This is a genomic window from Paenirhodobacter sp. (assembly GCF_047600745.1).
Lineage (GTDB): Bacteria > Pseudomonadota > Alphaproteobacteria > Rhodobacterales > Rhodobacteraceae > Rhodobacter.
In genome coordinates, this window is the sequence record NZ_JASGKI010000005.1 from 70,184 (window position 1) to 86,615 (window position 16,432).

General features: G+C 66.1%; 16 protein-coding genes and 5 pseudogenes. 16 read left to right on the forward strand and 5 right to left on the reverse strand.

Going from position 1 to position 16,432, the window contains the following annotated elements; genetic code table 11:
• Window positions 1-569 precede the first annotated feature (569 nt).
• Complete coding sequence (locus tag QM789_RS18995) at window positions 570-1,007, forward strand: hypothetical protein (protein WP_420353425.1); 438 nt, start codon at window positions 570-572, stop codon at window positions 1,005-1,007.
• Window positions 1,008-1,067: 60 nt separating this feature from the next.
• Here QM789_RS18995 and QM789_RS19000 read toward each other — a convergent pair.
• Window positions 1,068-1,341: pseudogene (locus tag QM789_RS19000) on the reverse strand (integrase core domain-containing protein); the annotation flags it as partial.
• On the opposite strand from QM789_RS19000, the pseudogene QM789_RS19005 reads away from it, so the two are divergent.
• The 13 genes and pseudogenes from QM789_RS19005 to QM789_RS19065 form a co-directional block, all read left to right on the forward strand.
• Window positions 1,310-2,187: pseudogene (locus QM789_RS19005) on the forward strand (transposase); the annotation flags it as partial. The pseudogenes QM789_RS19000 and QM789_RS19005 sit on opposite strands and share 32 nt — an antisense overlap.
• 452 nt (window positions 2,188-2,639) lie before the next feature.
• Window positions 2,640-3,596, forward strand: a complete 957-nt coding sequence (locus tag QM789_RS19010; protein WP_420353426.1) for a LysR family transcriptional regulator — start codon at window positions 2,640-2,642, stop codon at window positions 3,594-3,596.
• 134 nt (window positions 3,597-3,730) lie between these two features.
• A complete protein-coding gene (locus QM789_RS19015) occupies window positions 3,731-4,177 on the forward strand; it encodes a hypothetical protein (protein WP_420353427.1) in 447 nt (148 codons plus the stop codon).
• Window positions 4,177-4,767 (forward strand): peroxidase-related enzyme, encoded by a 591-nt coding sequence (locus QM789_RS19020; RefSeq protein ID WP_420353428.1) that lies wholly within the window; start codon window positions 4,177-4,179, stop codon window positions 4,765-4,767. The genes QM789_RS19015 and QM789_RS19020 overlap by 1 nt, the downstream gene beginning before the upstream one ends.
• A 30-nt stretch (window positions 4,768-4,797) precedes the next feature.
• A complete protein-coding gene (locus tag QM789_RS19025; protein WP_420353429.1) occupies window positions 4,798-6,234 on the forward strand; it encodes an FAD-dependent oxidoreductase in 1,437 nt (478 codons plus the stop codon).
• Window positions 6,231-7,211, forward strand: coding sequence for an ABC transporter permease (locus tag QM789_RS19030; RefSeq protein WP_420353430.1), 981 nt, complete (start codon window positions 6,231-6,233; stop codon window positions 7,209-7,211). The genes QM789_RS19025 and QM789_RS19030 overlap by 4 nt, the downstream gene beginning before the upstream one ends.
• Window positions 7,208-8,092: an ABC transporter permease gene (locus QM789_RS19035; protein ID WP_420353431.1), complete on the forward strand. Its 885-nt coding sequence runs from the start codon at window positions 7,208-7,210 to the stop codon at window positions 8,090-8,092. The genes QM789_RS19030 and QM789_RS19035 overlap by 4 nt, the downstream gene beginning before the upstream one ends.
• Entirely contained in the window at window positions 8,089-9,081 is a 993-nt protein-coding gene (locus tag QM789_RS19040; protein ID WP_420353432.1) for an ABC transporter ATP-binding protein, read from the forward strand. Before QM789_RS19035 ends, QM789_RS19040 begins: the two co-directional genes overlap by 4 nt.
• Entirely contained in the window at window positions 9,078-10,076 is a 999-nt protein-coding gene (locus QM789_RS19045; RefSeq protein WP_420353433.1) for an ABC transporter ATP-binding protein, read from the forward strand. Before QM789_RS19040 ends, QM789_RS19045 begins: the two co-directional genes overlap by 4 nt.
• Window positions 10,073-11,632 (forward strand): ABC transporter substrate-binding protein, encoded by a 1,560-nt coding sequence (locus QM789_RS19050; RefSeq protein WP_420353434.1) that lies wholly within the window; start codon window positions 10,073-10,075, stop codon window positions 11,630-11,632. Before QM789_RS19045 ends, QM789_RS19050 begins: the two co-directional genes overlap by 4 nt.
• Before the next feature lie 3 nt (window positions 11,633-11,635).
• Window positions 11,636-12,946 carry an acyl-CoA thioesterase/bile acid-CoA:amino acid N-acyltransferase family protein gene (locus tag QM789_RS19055; protein ID WP_420353435.1) on the forward strand — a complete coding sequence of 437 codons (1,311 nt, stop codon included), beginning with the start codon at window positions 11,636-11,638 and terminating at the stop codon, window positions 12,944-12,946.
• Between the two features lie 129 nt (window positions 12,947-13,075).
• Window positions 13,076-13,147, forward strand: a pseudogene (locus QM789_RS19060) (hypothetical protein); the annotation flags it as partial.
• 7 nt (window positions 13,148-13,154) lie between these two features.
• On the forward strand, window positions 13,155-13,436 hold the full coding sequence (locus tag QM789_RS19065) for a hypothetical protein (RefSeq protein ID WP_420353436.1): 282 nt from the start codon (window positions 13,155-13,157) through the stop codon (window positions 13,434-13,436).
• A gap of 229 nt (window positions 13,437-13,665) precedes the next feature.
• Here the strand turns inward: QM789_RS19065 and QM789_RS19070 are convergent, their stop codons facing one another.
• Together QM789_RS19070 and QM789_RS19075 are read right to left on the reverse strand one after the other, a co-directional pair.
• Window positions 13,666-14,040 carry an addiction module antidote protein gene (locus tag QM789_RS19070; protein ID WP_420353437.1) on the reverse strand — a complete coding sequence of 125 codons (375 nt, stop codon included), beginning with the start codon at window positions 14,038-14,040 and terminating at the stop codon, window positions 13,666-13,668.
• Window positions 14,037-14,609: an SRPBCC family protein gene (locus QM789_RS19075; RefSeq protein ID WP_420353355.1), complete on the reverse strand. Its 573-nt coding sequence runs from the start codon at window positions 14,607-14,609 to the stop codon at window positions 14,037-14,039. The genes QM789_RS19070 and QM789_RS19075 overlap by 4 nt, the downstream gene beginning before the upstream one ends.
• Before the next feature lie 124 nt (window positions 14,610-14,733).
• Between QM789_RS19075 and QM789_RS19080 the strand changes: the two genes are divergently transcribed.
• Window positions 14,734-15,060, forward strand: a complete 327-nt coding sequence (locus tag QM789_RS19080) for a hypothetical protein (protein ID WP_420353354.1) — start codon at window positions 14,734-14,736, stop codon at window positions 15,058-15,060.
• Here QM789_RS19080 and QM789_RS19085 read toward each other — a convergent pair.
• Window positions 15,027-15,401, reverse strand: a complete 375-nt coding sequence (locus QM789_RS19085; RefSeq protein ID WP_420353353.1) for a hypothetical protein — start codon at window positions 15,399-15,401, stop codon at window positions 15,027-15,029. The two genes, QM789_RS19080 and QM789_RS19085, sit on opposite strands and share 34 nt — an antisense overlap.
• A gap of 131 nt (window positions 15,402-15,532) precedes the next feature.
• On the opposite strand from QM789_RS19085, the pseudogene QM789_RS19090 reads away from it, so the two are divergent.
• Window positions 15,533-15,689 (forward strand): annotated as a pseudogene (locus QM789_RS19090) (transposase); the annotation flags it as partial.
• A gap of 14 nt (window positions 15,690-15,703) precedes the next feature.
• Here QM789_RS19090 and tnpC read toward each other — a convergent pair.
• Window positions 15,704-16,432 (reverse strand): annotated as a pseudogene (tnpC, locus tag QM789_RS19095) (IS66 family transposase); the annotation flags it as partial.

Here is a 16,432-nt window from a genome sequence, read left to right on the forward strand (position 1 = left end):
GCACGAACGCGGTGAAACCGAAGGGCACAGACGCGCCCCACTGCCTTCGTCGCCACGGTTGCCGCAGCGATGGTCGCACCGATCTGTTCATTCTGGCGATCACCAAGACCGAACCGGGACGGGATCGCCTTGCTGTCGAAATCCCCCAGATGGAGCGGGTCCGGGCTGGTCCCGCCGCCGATCTGCACCTCTGGGTGATGCTTGACGAGTATAATCACGACTATCTGGAATCCTCGTTCTACCTTGAGCCGAACGACCGCATCGGCAGGTTCAGCGCCGCTTTCCACAAGCAGGTTTTTCCCGTTTCGTACAGGCCGCGAAGGACAGGCGCGTCCGCAAGGTTTCGCGCACCGATTGATCGGGATTGGGGCCAGGGAATGATTGCAGCCCCGTCAGGGGCTTTTTCATGTGGGGGGCAGCTCGTCCGTTGCTCCTGTAGTCCGACCCGCGCAGAGTGCGATGCCGGGCGCATGGCAGGATCGCCGTTGCCGCCGCTATGGTGAAGATCGTCGGTATGAGCCCATTGCGGTCAGTCACGATACGCATATTCTGCCAACAGGAGATACGCCTTGAGGATACCTTTGAAGTTTTTGCCGCTTGTCGCGCTTGCCATGGTGTCTGGGTGTGTAGACGAGGACATCGCTCCCCGGTTTGTAAGTGATGGGAACGCAATAAACCTCTCCCTCGCGGCCAGTGTGTCGCGGCCTTTTGTGTGCGTGGTCGCTATCTATCGGACGTCACCCAGCACGGAACCTCCTGAATTGAACAGCCGCTTTGAACCGTGGATCGCGACTGCGTTGACTGAGCTGGTAAACGATACGGCAATTGAACTGCGGGTGTTGGGTAAGGCGGATGAATGCTGGGACGCGGAAATTCGCAAAGCAAGCGGTTCTCCTGACGCATGGCAATATGGCCAAGCTAGACAGACGATGACCTCCTTTGATCACAGTGGAAATATCGCGTTTTTCGATCCGCGCCGAGGAATTCTCATAGCAATTTCGGGGTGACCGGCAGCTTCGTCCCGCAAAGCGGACAAGCCAACAGTGATGTCCCTGTCTGATCACAGCCTAGGTGTTTGATCTCAGCATCTGGTGGATCGGGTTCAGGATGAATTTGTCGGGCTCTGAAGTCCAGACCTTGCAGATGTATTCGTAGGGCGTGAGACCGCCGAGGGTCTTGAGCCTGCGCGCGAAGTTGTAGGCGGCCATGAAGTCAGCGAGGTGGGTGCGCAGCTGATCATGGCTGTCATAATGGAAGCGCTAGGACAGTTGCTTCCTTAATCGTTCGGTTCATTCGCTCGACTTGGCCATTGGTCCAAGGATGGTTGATCTTGGAGAGCCTGGCCGTGCGCCATGTCGATGCTGTTGCCCAGACAAACGATGCCAGGACCGCCGATATGCAGGAGGGATTGCGGAAATCGAAGAAGACCGGAAAGTTCAAGAAGGTCTGCCTTGCCGGTCCAGACGCGACCATGGCGACCAGCGGCCGGAACCGGAGGCCGGAACCCAGCTACAAGCAACAGGGTGTGGTCGACGACGATTGCGGCGTCATTCTCGACGTTGAGGTCACCACGGGCGAGATCAATGAAGGGCAGGCTATCCTCGACCGCCTCGACGCGGTGCCCACACTCACCGGCCAGGACATCGACACGGTGATGGCGGATGCGGGCTATGCCTATGCCAAGGTCTTCGCCGGTCTTGAGACCCGTGCGATCATGGCTGTCATCCCCATCAAGGCGGAACCGATCCGCGCGAAGGTGCCACTGCGGCGGTTCCGCCATGATGCGAGGCATGATCTGGTGAAATGCCCGGGCGGAAAGATCCTGCGGCCCAACAGGGCCAGGATCAGACACGGGCGGTTCTTTGCCTCGAAGGCGCGGGATTGCCAGGCGATGATCTGGCTGCCATTTGCCTCTCGCCCTCACGCGCGACGAAATCTCTCGTCATCGTCCATGACGATCCGGCATTGCTGCGTGCCCGGCGCCGACGGGAACGGTGGAGCGAAGAGGACAACCGGCTCTGTCAGCGCCATCGCTGGCGGTTCGAAGGCTTTCATGGGGAAGCGAAGACCTGGCATGGCCTTGCTCGCGCGGTGCGTCGCGGGCTCGACAACATGCGCATCCAATCCTTCCTGACTGCCGCCGCCATCAACCTCAAGCGGCTGGCCGCCGCCCTTGTCGCAATCATTTGCGTGCTCATCGCCCGTCAGCGCTTCGGAAACAAACCAATCCCCGCCTGAAGGCTGCTTGCGCTGCATTTCGAGGCTTGGAAACTCGACCGTCCCAGAAAGCCACCCCGAAAATCCAATCACCCTAACCGCATTCTTCAACAGCCCCCCCGTTCACTGGATGCGCAATGCCCTGGCGTTCGCCGTTGGGCTCGAACCGATGGCGCCGCGATGGCTCATTCCTTGCAGAACACACCGTCATCGCCGCCGCGGTCCGGCGGGCCTTCGACCAGCCTGCCCTCGACCGCGAAACGGCTGCCCCAATTCCGCGAAATCCGCAGCTTCCCGCGCGGCACTCTCTCATCCGCGGTCATCGCGGGGCCAGCCATCACGGCGCGAACCTCCTCGACATTGCGTCCGGACAGGAGATGATGGGGCGATTGCCGACTATTGGAATGGCCCCGATGCAAAACATGACGACCCCCTATCTGGATACGCGACAGCTTGAAGCCTTCGTGGCGGTGATCTCCATCGGCTCGATGACGGGGGCTGCGCGGGCATTGGGGCGGTCCCAGCCGGTGGTGACGCGGCTCATTCAGGATCTGGAGGCGGAACTGGGCTTTCCGCTGCTGCATCGCAACGGGCCGCGCATTTCGCCCACGCAGCAGGGCGTGGCGTTCCATGAACAGGCGGAGCTGATCCTCGGCGGGCTGCGCACGCTGTCGGAACGCGCGCGGGGAATTGCCGAGGCGGCGCCGCTGCCGGTGGCGATCGCCGCGCTGCCCTCGCTCGGCTCCAGCATCGTGCCGCGCGCGCTGGCGGGCCTGCCGACGGGGGCGCTGCCCGGGCGGATCCATCTGCGCTCCGCGCCCGCCGAAACCATCGTGCAGGCGGTGGCGGACCGGACGGCAGATATCGGGCTGACCTCGCTTCCGCTCGACAATCCGGGGGTGGAGGTGCACTGGACGGCCGAGGTGCCCTGCGTAGCGGTGGTGGCGCGCGGCCATCGTCTTGCGGCCCATGCGCAGATTTCACCCGCCGATCTGGCGCAGGAGCGGCTGATTGCCTCGCACAATCCCTACCGGCTGCGGCTGGCGATTGATCAGGCGCTGGCGGCCTTTGACGTGGCGCCGCCCGCGCTGATCGACAGTAATTCGAGCACCGTCTCCATCGCGCTGGCGCGGGAGGGGCTGGGGGTGGCGGTGGTGGAATCCCTGACCGTCACCGGCTTGCCGGTGGCCGATGTCGCGGTTCTGCCGTTCAGCTTTCGCATCCCTTTCCGCTTCGGGATGATCACGGCGGCGGGGCGGCCCCTGTCGCCGCTTGTGGAGCGGCTGGTGGGGGATCTGCGCGATCAGGCGGCGCGACTCCCCGGCTTTCGGGCGCTGAACGACGGGGATGCGGCCAAAGTTGCGGAAATTGCGCCGTAGCGGGGAAAAGATCGCGAAACCGGGCGCGAAAGGGGAAAATAATACTATTTGACCCACGAATTATTCGTGAATATTCATATCAATAACACATAACCTCCCCCTTCCGACATGCGCAGGCAGAAGGATGCCCCCCGGTGCAACCCACACAGGATGTTTTCGCGGCCTTGCCCGCAGAGCGCGCCGAAATCGCTGAAATGAGCCGCGCCGCCTGCCGCGCCGTTCTGACCCCGGCCGCGCCGGGGGGATTGTCCCTGCCCTGGCGCCATGCGGTGGCGGCGCGGATCTGCGCGAAGCATGGGCAGGATGCCTTGGCGGTGGCGCGTCTGGCCGGGACTGACGACGACACCCGGGCGCTGGCCGATCCGGGCTTTGCGGGGCGCGATGCGCGGGAGCGTGCGGTTCTGGCCTTTGTCGATGGCGTGGCGGTTCAGCCCCGCACGGTCACGGCGGAGGATCTGGCGGGGCTGAAGGCCGCCGGGGTCGCGGATGCCGATATCGTCCGGCTGTGCGAACTGGCCGCCTATCTGGCCTATGAATGCCGCGTTGCTGCTGGCCTCGCGCTGATGCAGGGGGGGCGCTGATGGCCCGCGTCATCCACAAATTCACCCGCACCGTGCCGCAGTGGCGGCCCCGGGTCACCCCCGTCCGGCTGGACGCGGCCACGCCCGAGCAACTGAACGCGCTCAAGGTCACGCCGTCGAACACCAAGGTGTCGGATTATGTGCTGGTGCTGGCGCATGATCCCGAAAGCCTTGATGCGCGCTCGCCGCTGTTCAACGCAGTGATGTATGGCAAGGGCGGGCTGGACCGCGCAGGGCGCGAGATCGGGGCGATCGGGGCGTCGATCGTGAACCGCTGCATCTATTGCGCCGCCGTCCATGCGCAGCGCCACGCGCAGTTGAGCGGGGATGCCACGGTGACGGACCGGATCTTTGCCGCCGGGGCGCAGGCAAGACTGGAGCCGCGCGATCAGGCGATGTTCGATTTCTCGGTCAAGCTCGCCGAAACACCGCCCGCGACCGGGCCCACGGACATGCAGGCGCTGCGCGATGCGGGTCTGACCGATCTGGAGATCGCGGACCTGATCCTCGCCTCGGCCATGTTCGGCTGGGCGAACCGGCTGATGCACATTCTGGGCGACCCCGTGCGCGACGATGGCGCGGAAGCGTAACCGCACGGGCGGCCCATTGGAGGCAAACGCATGACACATTCCCTGGCCGAACTCGAACGCTGTGTGGCGCGCGATCTGGAGTATCTGGCGCTGCCGGCCAAACGCTGGCTGCCGGATGTGCAGATCGGCGGCGAAGTGGTGCCCGATGTCGCGGTGATCGGCGGCGGCATGGCCGGGCTGACGGCAAGTGCGGTGCTGGGGCAGATGGGTGCGCGGGTCGTGGCCTATGACGCGCGGCCCGCGGGGTTCGAGGGGCCATGGGCGACCACGGCGCGGATGCGCACGCTGCGCTCGCCGAAAACGCTCACCGGGCCGGCGCTCGGGATCCCGTCGCTGACCTTCCGGGCCTGGTTTACCGCGCAGTTCGGCGAGGCGGAATGGGAGGCACTCGACAAGATCCCGCGCCTGCAATGGATGGATTACCTGCGCTGGTATCGCAAGGTTCTGGCGCTCGATGTGCGCAACGGCCACCGCGTAACGGATGTGATCCCGCATCTCGATCATGTCGAACTGACCGTCGAGGGGCCCGAGGGCAGGCAGACCGTCCGCGCGCGCCGGGTGGTGCTGGCCACCGGGCGGGACGGGCTGGGCGGGCCGTCGCTGCCGTCGCTGGCGCAGGATCTGCCGCGTGAAGTCTGGGCGCATAGCTCGGACGAAAACGATTATGCCGAACTGGCGGGCAAGCGGGTCGCGGTCATCGGGGCGGGCGCCTCGGCGATGGACAGCGCGGGCACGGCGCTGGAAAACGGCGCGGCGCAGGTGGATCTGCTGATCCGCCGGGCGGACATTCCGCGCGTGAACCGGGGCATGGCGATGGGCAATCCGGGCTCGGTCTACGGCATGCGTGACCTGCCCGACGACTGGAAATGGAAGCTGCAAACCACACTGGCCGATGCGCAGGTGCCGCCACCGCGTGCGAGCGTGCTGCGCGTTTCGGCCCATGCCAATGCGGCCTTCCATCTGGGCTGTGCGCTGAACGGCGCGCGGGTCGAAAACGGCGAAGTGGTGCTGGACACGACAAAGGGCACGCGGCGCTATGACTTTGTGATCTTCGCCACCGGCTTCAAGGTGGACTGGGCGAAGAAGCCTTTCCTGTCGCGGCTGGCGGCGATGACCCGGACATGGGGCGAGCGGATCCAACCCGCGGACGGCGCCCGCTATCCGGGCCTTCTGGACCTGCCCGACCTTGGCCCCGGCTTCGAATTCCAGCCCCGCCCGGGCGCCGAGGGGCAGGGCGTCGGCAATGTGCTGTGCTTCTGCTATCCGGCGGTGATGTCGCAGGGCAATATCTCGGGCGATATTCCGGCGATCTCCGAAGGGGCGCGGCGGATGGCGCGTGGTATCATCGGCGGGCTGTGGCGCGAAGATATAGCGCTGCATTACCAACGCATGCTCGACCATGCCGTGCCCGAGGTCTTCGGCGACGAATGGGCCCCCGCGCCCGACCCGCAGGGGGCCCCGGCATGACCATGGGCATCTGGCTCCTGCGCCGGATCCTTCAGGCCCTTCTGGTCATTCTGGCGATGTCGGCCATCGTCTTCGTCGGCATGCACATGATCGGCAGCCCGGTGGATGTGCTGCTGACGCAGGACAGCACGCAGGCCGACCGTGAGCAGCTGATCCGCGATCTCGGGCTCGACCGGCCGATCTGGATGCAGTATTTCAGCTTCCTCGGCAATGCTCTGCATGGCGAGATGGGGCGCAGCTTCGTCTACAACACGCCCGCGATCAGCCTGATCCTGCAACGGCTTCCGGCCACGCTGGAACTCGCGCTGGCGGCGCTTGGCATCGCCATCGTGATCGGTGTGCCGCTGGGCCTGTTTGCCGGGCTGAAGCCACGGAACCCGCTGGCAAAGGCGATCACCACGGGCTCGATCCTCGGGTTCTCGCTGCCGACCTTCTGGGTCGGGCTCCTGCTCATCATGACCTTTTCGGTGCAGCTTGGCCTGCTGCCCGCGAGCGGCCGGGGGCAGACGGTGCACATCCTGGGTGCGGACTGGTCGTTTCTGACGCTGGACGGGCTACGGCACATGGTGTTGCCGGCTGTGAACCTCGCCCTGTTCAAGGTGTCGATGGTCATCCGGCTGACGCGGGCCGGCGTGCGCGAGGTTCTGGCGCAGGATTATGTGAAATTCGCCCGCGCCAAGGGGCTGTCGCCCCTGCGCATCGTCATCATGCACATCCTGCGCAATTCGATGATCCCGCTCGTCACCGTGCTGGGACTGGAGCTTGGCTCCACCATCGCCTTCGCCGTGGTAACGGAGTCGATCTTCGCCTGGCCGGGCACAGGGAAGCTGATCCTCGACAGCCTGAACGCGCTCGACCGCCCAGTGGTGGTGGCCTATCTGCTGGTGGTGGTGACGCTGTTCGTGACGATCAACCTTGTGGTGGATATTCTCTATCGGGTTCTGGACCCACGCGTGCGGATCGGGGGGATGCAATGACGGCGGTCCGTTCCCCCGCACGGGACAAGCTGCGCGCCTTCTTCCGCGCGCCCTTGGCGATGCTGGGGCTGGGTCTGGCGGTGGCCTTCGTGCTGGCCGCCGTTTTCGCGCCCTGGATCGCGCCGCAGAACCCCTATGACCTCGCGCAGATCGACGTGATGGATGCGGGCCTCGCGCCCGGTTCGGCGAATTTCGCGGGCGACATGACCTATCTTCTGGGCACGGATGGGCAGGGGCGCGACCTGTTCTCCGCTATCCTTTACGGGCTGCGCACCAGCCTCGCGGTGGGCATCGGCTCGGCGCTGCTGGCGGGGGTGATCGGCACCGTGCTGGGCCTGACAGCGGCCTATGCCGGAGGGCGGACGGATACGCTGCTGATGCGGCTGGTGGATCTGATCATGTCGCTGCCCACAATCCTGGTGGCGCTGCTGATGCTGGCGGCTTTCGGGCGTGGGGTCGGCAATGTGATGTTGGTCATCGTGCTGATGGAATGGGCCTATTACGCGCGCACCGCACGGGGGCAGACGCTGGTCGAAAGCCAGCGCGACTATGTGGAGGCCGCACGCGGGCTGGGCCTTGGGCCGGTGCGGATCATGCTGCGCCATATCCTGCCCAACTGCCTGCCACCTCTGATCGTGATCGGCACGCTCCAGATCGCGCGGGCGATCACGCTGGAGGCGACGCTGAGCTTCCTTGGCCTTGGCGTGCCGGTGACGCAGCCGTCACTTGGGCTGCTGGTGTCGAACGGGTTTCAATATATGCTGTCGGGCGACTACTGGATCAGCTTCTTCCCCGGTCTGGCGCTCCTTCTGGTCATCGTGTCGATCAACCTGATCGCCGACCGTCTGCGCGAGATCTTCGACCCAAGGGAAGTGTCATGACCGCCCCGCTGCTGGAAGTGCGCAACCTCTGCACCCGCTTTACGCAGGGCGGGCGGGAGCTGCATGCGGTGGAGGATGTCTCCTTCACGCTGCATTCCGGCCGCACGCTGGGGCTGGTGGGGGAATCCGGGTCGGGGAAATCCGTTACCGGCTTTTCCATCATGGGGCTGATCGACCCGCCGGGGCGGATCTGTTCGGGCCAGATCCTTTACAAGGGACACGATCTTGCCGCGCTTTCACGCCGCAAGTTGCGGCACCTGCAAGGCAACCGCATCGCCATGGTGTTTCAGGATCCGATGATGACGCTGAACCCGGTGCTGCGCATCGGCGTGCAGATGATCGAGGCGATCCGCGCGCATGAGAAGGTGGACCGCGCCACCGCCCGGGCGCGCGCCCGCGATGCGCTGGCGGCGACGGGGATCCCGAGCCCGGAAAGCCGGCTCGACGCCTATCCGCACCAGCTTTCGGGCGGCATGCGGCAGCGGGTGGCGATTGCCACCGCGATGCTGAACCGCCCCGATATCATCATCGCAGACGAGCCGACGACTGCGCTCGACGTGTCGATTCAGGCGCAGATCCTTGTCGAAGTGCAGGCGCTGGTCCGGCAAAACGGCATGGCGATGATCTGGATCACGCATGACCTTTCGGTGGTCGCGGGCATCGCCGACGAGATCGCGGTGATGTATGCCGGTCGCATCGTCGAACATGGGCCGGTCGATCCGGTGCTGGACGCGCCGCGCCATCCCTATACGGCGGGGCTGATCGCCAGCCTGCCGGGGCAGGCGCCGCATGGCGCGCGGCTGGTGCAGATCCCGGGCTCCGCGCCCGACATGTATGCGCCGCCGCCCGGCTGTGCCTTTGCACCGCGTTGCGCGCGCGCCGATGCGGCCTGCCTGCGCCAGCCCGCGCTTGGCGACCCCGCACCGCAGCGGGTGCGTTGCTTTCATCCCATGGCCGGTCCGGCCTCGGTTGAGGAGGCCCGCGCATGAGCACCGATGCCCTGCGGATCGAAAACGTGTCGAAACGCTTTGGCGAACAGCGCCCGACGCTGGCGATGCGGATGGGGCTTTCGGCACCGAAGCCGGTGGTCCATGCGCTCGAAAACGTCAGCCTGACGATCCGCCCGGGCGAGTTCGTCGGCCTGGTGGGGGAATCGGGCTCGGGCAAGTCCACGCTGGGGCGGATCGCCGCCGGGCTGATGGCACCGAGCGAAGGGCACGCACAGATCTTTGGCCGCGATGCCGTCCGCGACAAGGCCGTGCACCGCGATGTGCAGATGATCTTTCAGGATCCGCAGGCCAGCCTGAACCCGCGCCTGCGCGTGGATCAGGCGGTGGGCGAGGCGCCGCTGGTGCATGGGCTGACGGACCGGGCCGGGGTCGATGCCTATGTGGCCGGGCTGTTCCGGATGGTGGGGCTGGACCCGGCGATGCGGACCCGCTTCCCGCATCAGTTCAGCGGCGGCCAGCGCCAGCGGATCAACATCGCGCGGGCGCTCGCACTGAAACCCCGGCTGCTGGTCTGCGACGAATCCATCGCCGCGCTGGACGTTTCGATTCAGGCGCAGATCCTGAACCTGTTCATGGACCTGCGCCGCGATCTGGACCTGACCTATCTGTTCATCAGTCATGACCTGCGCGCGGTGCAGCATGTCTGCGACCGGGTGGTGATCCTGTATCTGGGCCGGATCGTCGAAGAACTGCCCGCGCGCGATTTCGCCGGGGGCGCGAACCATCCCTATACCCGCGCGCTTCTGGCCGCGCTGCCCGACCTTGGACAGCGGCGCAAGCCATGGGTGGCGATCGAGGGCGAAATTCCAAGCCCGATCGCGCCCCCCGCCGGATGCCCGTTCCACCCGCGCTGCCCGCTGGCCTTCGACCGCTGCCGGGTCGAGCGGCCCACGATGCAGACCATCGCCCCCGACCATCGCAGCGCCTGCCATCTGAATGACGGGCCTGCCCCCAAAAAGGAGAGTCACGCATGAAACGTCTGAGCCTGACCGCGGCGCTTGCCGCGACACTTTTCGCCGGGGCGGCCAGCGCCGCGGATCTGACCATGGCCTATTCGGATCCGGTCTCGGCGCTGGACCCACAGTTGAACAACCACGCGGGCGACCACAACGTCAGCCAGATGTTCTTCGCCACGCTGACGCCCAAGGATGTGAACGGCCCGGTGCCCTATCTGGCCGAAAGCTGGACGCTGATCGACGACAAGACCTGGGAATTCAAGCTTCGCGAAACTGCGAAGTGGAGCGACGGCCAGCCCGTCACCGGCGAGGATGTGAAATTCTCCTATGAGCGGGCGAAGGATGTGCCGGGCAGCGTCGCCAGCTATCGCGGCTTTGTGCGCAGCATCGAGTTGGTCGAGGTGATCGACCCCAAGACCATCCGCATCCATACCAATGTGCCGAACCCGCTGCTGCCGGTGAACCTCTCGACCGTCTATGTCATCAGCAAGCATGCCGGCGCAGCCGCCACGACCGAGGATTACAACAGCGGCAAGGCGATGGTCGGCGAAGGCCCCTATGTCTGGCAGGGCTATGTGCCGGGCGACCGCGTAACCATGACCCGGAACGAAGAGTTCTGGGGCCCGAAGCCCGCGTGGGAGAAGGTCACCTACCGCTATATCGGCAACCCGGCCGCCCGCACCGCCGCGCTGCTCGCGGGCGACGTGGATGCCATCGACAAGGTGTCGCTGTCGGATCTGGAGAAGCTGCGCGGCAACGATGCGGTGGAGGTCTTCGATTATCCGGGTCTGCGCGTGCTGCTGTTGCAGCCGAGCTTCAACCCGGCGCCGAACGAATTCATCACCGACAAATCCGGCGCGCCGCTGGCGAAGAACCCGCTGACCGATCAGCGCGTACGCGAGGCGCTGAACATCGCCATCAACCGCGACGCCATCGCCGAGCGGATCATGCGCGGCGGCGCGACGGTTGCCAGCCAGTGGATGCCCGAGGGCACCTTCGGCTATGACCCGGACACCGGGCCGATCGCCGCCGACCCCGCGCGGGCCAAGGCGCTGCTGGCCGAGGCGGGCTATCCCGAGGGCTTCCGCCTGACCATGCACGTCCCCAGTGACCGCTATCCGCAGGGGCCGGAGACCGCGCAGGCCGTGGCGCAGTTCTGGACCCGGATCGGTGTGGAAACGCAGGTCGAGGTGGTGCCCTATTCGGTCTACGGCAGCCGCGCCAACAAGAACGAATATGCCATGACGATGATCGGCTGGGGCAATGGCACCGGCGAGGGCAGCTATGCGATGACCACCATCCTTGCCACGGTGAACCCCGAAAAGGGCACCGGCGCGTCGAACTGGGGGCATTACAGCTCGGCCCGGCATGACGAACTGCTGGCGGCGGCGAGCTCGGAATTCGACGATGCGAAGCGCGAGGCACTGATCCGCGATGCGGTGAAGGTCGTCGCGGCGGATGTCGGCGTGATCCCGCTGTTCCATTACAAGAACATCTGGGCAGCGCGGAAGGGGCTGAAGGTCGCGCCCTGGACCTCGGACCGCTGGGTGCCGATGCAGGTGACCACGGAGTAAGCCATGAGCCTGTCCCTGACAGTTGCGCCCGCCACGGCGCTGATCGACGTGCCGCGCCGCATCACTCTGCGCGGCGCCACGCCCGGCGCGCAGGTCGTGCTGTCGACACAGACGCTGCGCGCCGGTCATGTCTGGCTGAGCCGCGCCGTGTTTCGCGCGGATGCGCAGGGTGTGGTCGATCTGAACCGAGACGCACCTTTGGGCGGCGACTATCAGGGGGTTCAGCCGATGGGGCTGATCTGGTCACAGATCTGCCCGACGGGCGGCGCGAAGGACCATGCGCAGTTCAACGCCACCATGGCGGAGCCGCTCGTGACGCGCATCACAGCCACCTGCGGCGGCGATGAGGTGCAGGCCGATCTGATCCAGACGCTGATCGCACCCGGCGTCACCCGCGAGGAGATCCGCGAAGATGGCGTGGTCGGCGTGCTGTATCGCCCGCCGGGGGATGGCCCTCATCCGGCGGTGATGTTCCTCAACGGTTCGAACGGCGGCGTGAACGAGCCGCGCGCGGCGCTGATGGCGGCGCGCGGCTATGTCGCGCTGACGCTGGCCTATTTCGGCTATCCGGGCGTGCCGCGCTATATCTCGAACACGCCGCTGGAATATTTCGCCGATGCGCTGGACTGGCTGCGGGCGAAGGTGCGGCCGAAGGGTGGCTTCGTCGCCGTGAGCGGTCAGTCGCGCGGCGGGGAATTGGCGCTGCTGTTGGGCGCGACCTTCCCCGACAAGGTTTCGGCCGTGGCGGGTTGGGTGCCGAGCGCTTTTGTCCACGGCGGGCAAGCAGCCTCCGACCCGGCCTTCGGGCGCGACGGGCCGTCATGGACGCAGGGGGGCGCGCCGCTGACCCATATCTGGCAGGAGAACCGCGCCGCGAGTTGGGCGCCCTATGACGCGGGCGCGGCCCCCCGCCGCAACAGCAAGGCGATGGTGACGGCCCTTGCCGATCCGCAGGCCACCGCCCGCGCCCGGATCCCGGTCGAGCGGATCGCCGGTCCGGTCCTGCTGATCTCCGGCGGGGATGACGGGGCATGGCCCTCGGACATCTATGCGCTGCTGGTGTCCTCCAGTCTGGCGGCGGCGGGGCATCAGCACGAGGTCCGCTGGGAGAACTGGCCCGAGGCCGGGCATTCCATCCTGTTCCCCTATGTGCCGACAACCCGCATCGCGTCCGTCCATCCCGTCTCCGGCGTGATGACGACGAATGGCGGCACGCCCGCAGCCAATGCGGTGGCGAACGAAGGTGCATGGGCCGCGATGTGCGAATGGCTGGACCGCGCTTCGGGGAAGGTGCCGAGCACCGGAGTGCGATAGGCCCACAGCGCTATCGCTCCGGCTTGTCGCAGGCAGACCCGTGAACCACGGCGGATTGCCGACACCTGTATTCAGGCTTTAACCGCCAGTGCGGCCGAGCTCATCCGCCGGCTGGTCTTCAGTACGCTGATCGGCAATGGTGATAGGCATCTGAAGAACTGGTCTCTGATCTACCCTGACCGCAGGACACCCGAGCTCTCGCCGGCCTATGACCTGCTTCTCGACCATCCCCCATATCCCGGGCGAGGATACGGCCGCACTGAATTACTCGCGCACAAAGAAAATGGCGCAACTCGACACGGACGAGCTTCGCCATCTGGCGGCAAAAGCCCTGCTGCCCGAGAAGCTCGTCATTGATACCGCGTCCGAGACCGTCGAGCGCTTCCGGCAGGTATGGGAACGGGAAAAGGCGCATCTGCCGCTCGCACCCACCGTCGTGAAGACGGTGGAAGCGCAGGTTCCGACGGTTCCGCTATTTCGGGAAAGCTGAATTGCGTCGGACCAATCAGGTCCCGCCCCGCACTGGAAAAATCTATTCGGAAAGGCATAGTTGCGCATCCATCATCGGGACCACCAGCACGCCATGGGACGGTCTGGGCTTCGACCGTTACACTGTCGTTGCCGTGTTCGACGGACGTGGCCTTGATGCCTTCAGGGCCGAGAAAGTCGAAACCATTGCCGACGGCGGCAAGCGTCACATCGAGATGCCTGTGCGCGGGTTACTCGGCTGGGATCGCAGAAGCCCCGAGCCGGATGTTCAGCGCCTTTGTCACGCCAAGCAGGGTGGAAAGCGTGGGGTTCCCGGTCGGCGAGAGCGCCTTGTAAAGCGCCTCCCGGCTCAGGCCCGCGTCACGAGCAACCTGTGACGTGCCACGGGCGCGAACGATCACGCCGCTGAGGAGTGTTGTGAGCCTCGAAACTCCAGGTCGCGGCGACCCAAACCCGGGGAGCAGAGCACAAGGATCCACATCACCGCCCGCGGGTTTGTGCGATGTGTGGCACGGGGGCGCTGGCCTTGAAGAGGGTCGGATCGCCTTGTTCACAGGTCGGGATCTGTCCGCGGGGATGCGACGCCAGATGCGTGGGTGCTTCATCTCGGCGAAGCTGCGTAGGGCTGGCCGGGTTCTTCCAGCGCCCAGCGGACGCGCATGTCCCCGGCCCTGGTCGGGGGATTGCGCGAATGCGGTGATAGCGGAGGGGCATCGGCGGGCTCCTGCGCCTGGGACTTGATCTCCGGCTGAACCAGCTTCGCGAGCTTGTGCAGCGACTCCTGCCAGCCGAGATAGCAGGCGTCAGCGGGGATCAGGTCCGGCACGCCCTTCTGCTCGATGAAGAGCTCGGTGCCGACCGAGACCGGTTTCAGATCCACGGCGACCGTCATTTCGCCCGGCATATCGGGATCGTCGAAGCGGTCGGTATAGACGAGGCGCCGGCCCGGGATCAGTTCGAGGTAGCTGCCGCCGAAGGCATGGCTGTGGCCGGTGGTGAAGTTGCGAAACGACATCCGGTGCCGGCCGCCGACCTTTGCCTCCAGCTCGTGGACGGTGCAGAGAAAGCCCCAGGGCGGCAGCCAGCTTGCCACCGCGTCGGGCTCGATGAAGGCGCGGTAGAGTTTTTCGGGCGGGGCCGCGATGACGCGGTGCAGCCGGATCGTGCAGGGCATGGTTTCCTCCTTGATTACCTTGGATATTCCAGTTGCATGGCCACCACATCGGTGGTCCTTGCGCCGTAACGCGCGGCGATCGCAGCAAGGGTCCGGCCGAGGGCTTCGGCGGGCTATCGGGAAGGTGGGGGCGCGCCTCCCGTCCGTCCGCACCCCGGTGGTCGGGGATGATGTGGATGCCGTGCCGGGTCTCGACCGTGCCGCCTGGCTCGTCACCGTCGGGGGCCAGATCCGCGACCAGGCATCGGCCACCAGCGCCAGCGAGACATCATCCACGCCCGGCGCGCGGGCGATACCCGGTTCCTCATGGTTCCAGAAGGCCAGCCGGTTGGCAAGCACCATCGCCGCGAAAGGCCGGGTCAGCGCGAAGGCCAAGGATCACCACGCCCTTCCGGGCCTGGCCTTGCAGCCAGCCTGTCACCGCCGGTTCATGGCGGGGACGATCACATGATCGGCGCCCCGGGAATGCGCTGCGTCGAAGGCGGCGATGGTCATGTCGGGCTGCACGGTCAGCGCGGGAAACAGCCGCAGCGGGCCGGGGCCGGTGGCAAGCGACACCGCATCGGCGCGTTTCAGGAGCAGGTCATCGGTGGTCCCGGTCGCATCGTTGAGGCCGACGATGGCGAGGGGCGCTTCGGCTTCAGCGCTGCGAGCAGGGCGTCGGTCTCCGCCTGCGGCACCGGCGGGGCCAGCGCCACGGATGCGGGCGGCCAAACCCCGCCGCCGAGAGAGCGCCCAGCCCCAGGACGGCCCCGAGGCAACGCAGCGGTACAGGGCGGTCGGATCGCTCATGCCGGTTCCTCCTTCCCCGCGGTGGCCGTGTCGCGATGAGGCAAGCATAGCAAAGCGACCGGCTGGCAGGGAACTGGCCCCCATTTCGACCGGACACCCAGGCCAGAAGATGGAGGCCTGAGCATGTGCTTATGGCTAACGCAGAGATTTACCGACGGCGGCCGCCGTCGCCGCTGGAGGGTGGCGGAGAAGCTGCGGATCGTCGAGGAGACGCTGGAGGATCACGCCCGCATTTCGGTCGTCGCGCGGCGCAATGGCGTGGCGCCGAACCTGTCGTATCGTTGGCGTGGAGCGTCGCCCGTTCAGGTTCTGCAATTCCAGGGCATGAGTGCGTCGAGATTGGCGCCCGGCCATTGGTTTGCGATGCGGGTGAGGGTCTGGGTGAGCCAGGCGGTCGGATCGACGCTGTTCATCCGGCAGGTTTGCAGAAGGGGGGCGATGGTTGCCCATGTGCGGCCACCACCATCTGACCCGGCGAACAGGTTGTTCTTCCGTGTGATCGTCTGGGGTCTGATGGCGCGCTCGGCGATGTTCGAGTCCAGTTCGACCAGGCCATCGGTGAGGAAGCGCTCGAAGAACTCGCGGCGGGAGATGGCATAGCGCATGGCCTCGGCCAGCTTCGATTTGCCGGAGATGCGCGGCAGGGTCTGCTGCCAGAGCGTGAAAATCCCGGAGACGATGGGGGCCGATACGGTCTGGCGCGCCGCGGCACGGGCCTCTGCCCCCGACAGTCGCCTCCAGCCTCCAGAACTCGGCCATCCGCCCAACCGTGGCGCTGGCGATCTCCGAGCTGCCGGCGGGAAGCTCATAGAACTTCCGCCTGCTGTGTGCCCAACACCCGGTCAGCCGCAGGCTGTCATTGCGGCCGTCCTTGCGCACCAGCTTGTTGTAGGCTCCGTATCCATCGACCTGAAGGATGCCGCGATAGCCTCGCAGATGCCGGAGCACACAGTCCCCCGACCGGCTGTCCTCGAAGCGGTAGGCAACCATGGGCGGGGAAGGTGCTGTCGCCGCGGGCATAGGCCCAGAGC

Excerpts from the sequence above, each read along its gene's own strand:
- QM789_RS19010 (WP_420353426.1), top strand. The coding sequence starts at position 2,640 with ATGACGACCCCCTATCTGGATACGCGACAGCTTGAAGCCTTCGTGGCG.
- QM789_RS19020 (WP_420353428.1), top strand. The coding sequence starts at position 4,177 with ATGGCCCGCGTCATCCACAAATTCACCCGCACCGTGCCGCAGTGGCGG.
- QM789_RS19025 (WP_420353429.1), top strand. The coding sequence starts at position 4,798 with ATGACACATTCCCTGGCCGAACTCGAACGCTGTGTGGCGCGCGATCTG.
- QM789_RS19030 (WP_420353430.1), top strand. The coding sequence starts at position 6,231 with ATGACCATGGGCATCTGGCTCCTGCGCCGGATCCTTCAGGCCCTTCTG.
- QM789_RS19035 (WP_420353431.1), top strand. The coding sequence starts at position 7,208 with ATGACGGCGGTCCGTTCCCCCGCACGGGACAAGCTGCGCGCCTTCTTC.
- QM789_RS19040 (WP_420353432.1), top strand. The coding sequence starts at position 8,089 with ATGACCGCCCCGCTGCTGGAAGTGCGCAACCTCTGCACCCGCTTTACG.
- QM789_RS19045 (WP_420353433.1), top strand. The coding sequence starts at position 9,078 with ATGAGCACCGATGCCCTGCGGATCGAAAACGTGTCGAAACGCTTTGGC.
- QM789_RS19050 (WP_420353434.1), top strand. The coding sequence starts at position 10,073 with ATGAAACGTCTGAGCCTGACCGCGGCGCTTGCCGCGACACTTTTCGCC.
- QM789_RS19055 (WP_420353435.1), top strand. The coding sequence starts at position 11,636 with ATGAGCCTGTCCCTGACAGTTGCGCCCGCCACGGCGCTGATCGACGTG.
- QM789_RS19065 (WP_420353436.1), top strand. The coding sequence starts at position 13,155 with ATGACCTGCTTCTCGACCATCCCCCATATCCCGGGCGAGGATACGGCC.
- QM789_RS19070 (WP_420353437.1), bottom strand. The coding sequence starts at position 14,040 with ATGAAGCACCCACGCATCTGGCGTCGCATCCCCGCGGACAGATCCCGA.
- QM789_RS19075 (WP_420353355.1), bottom strand. The coding sequence starts at position 14,609 with ATGCCCTGCACGATCCGGCTGCACCGCGTCATCGCGGCCCCGCCCGAA.
- QM789_RS19085 (WP_420353353.1), bottom strand. The coding sequence starts at position 15,401 with ATGAGCGATCCGACCGCCCTGTACCGCTGCGTTGCCTCGGGGCCGTCC.